Origin of the sequence: Acinetobacter sp. YH12218 (genome assembly GCF_013417925.1) — a bacterium.
Taxonomy (GTDB): domain Bacteria; phylum Pseudomonadota; class Gammaproteobacteria; order Pseudomonadales; family Moraxellaceae; genus Acinetobacter; species Acinetobacter amyesii.
On record NZ_VPDB01000160.1, the window covers coordinates 1 to 1,466 of the forward strand.

Annotated in this window: 1 protein-coding gene; it reads right to left on the reverse strand. The window is 47.1% G+C overall.

Annotated features, from left to right (window positions below):
* Window positions 1-1,466, reverse strand: a 1,466-nt coding sequence (locus FTV03_RS17695; protein WP_180042408.1) for a type VI secretion system Vgr family protein, incomplete at both ends; no start/stop codon positions are given.

Here is a 1,466-nt window from a genome sequence, read left to right on the forward strand (position 1 = left end):
GCTTGTGCGTCGAGGTGCATTGCCGCTGCTTGTTGTTGTGGGTGTGTGCTGACAAGGAGCCCTTGTCCTGCTCGCACTGCACCCCATTGGTCGGTTCTCAGTTCAAAGCCTTCACCTCGCCCTGCACTTTCTGCGGTTTCTTTGGGATGACTAAGGTTACCGAGGTTAAGCTGAGTGGCACCATGGGTACTTTGTAATTGTGTTGATATTTGTCCTGTGGTGTCATCAAAGCGCAGTTGTCCAAAGCCTTCACCTTGGACTTCCTTACTTTTTATTCCAGCCAGTTTTTTGGTGTCTGGCAGTTTGCCTTTACTATCAAATTGGGTCGGACTGCGCTGTGCTTCATGTATACGTCCCACCACAAATGGTCGGTCGATATTACCGTCAAAGAAATCGATGACCACGATTTCATTAATGCGTGGCAAGAAGCGTGCGCCATAGCCTTCACCGGCCCATGGAGTCAGTACATCTACCCATGCAGAGTCCGTGTCATTGTCATTGCTGCCTGCACCACCATCATGGCTGTGATCATCACCACGGGTAAATAAGAAGCGGACTTTGATACGCCCCCATTCATCGACATGTATTTCTTCACCACTTGGCCCAACGACTTTAGCCCGTTGCGGATGGGTGCTTGGACGGTGTTCGAGTGGGTTATATGCAGGAACCGTCGCAATATTGCGGCGTTGTAATGTGAGCTGATTGGCCTGACGCTCGGCCTGTTCATGGATCGGTTTAATGTTCCACTGACTTTGTTCAATCAGTTGATTGACTTGTTCAGTAAGGTCTTTGGGTAAGTTATTTTGGTTATAGAATTTCTTTTCTGTGATTAAAAATTGTTTGTCTGCACCACTGTGTTGATCAATTTCTGGGTGTTCATTCAATTCAAACCAATAACCGACTTGTGTATCACGCACAGTCGATTGTGCATTGAATTTTTTCGATTGTAGCTCGTGATAGCGCGTTAGGTTTTGATTCAGTTTTTCAATCTGACTGTTTGATGAAGCGGTAGCTTGGTCTTCGCCTTTTAAGTCTTGCATCCATGCAGGGCTGATATGCCATGCTTGTTCCAAACTTAAACTGGCATTGTCTTGGCTTTGGCTATGCTGATGTTTGCTTTGAACTGAGCCTGCGCCTTCTTCTTGGCTCAGTCCATCGGCTTGCCAGCGCTGCACATGGACCGCAGTCGGTTGAATGCTACGTTCACCGATCAAGCTGGTGATGCTGTCTTGTTTTTCTGTGGCACTAGAGCGATGAAAGCGGATACTACGACGGCTGAGTGCTTGATATTGGCTATTGTCATCAATCAGCCGGAGTTTTTGTTTTTCAATTGGCGCTGAGGAATGTGGTGCTTTCAGCTGCGCTTCATCGATGAGCCAATTGATGCCTTCACTGCGCCAAAGACGCGTTAAAAAGTCATAATCGCTTTCATTCGACTGCATGATGAAAGGTCGTACATCATAGTT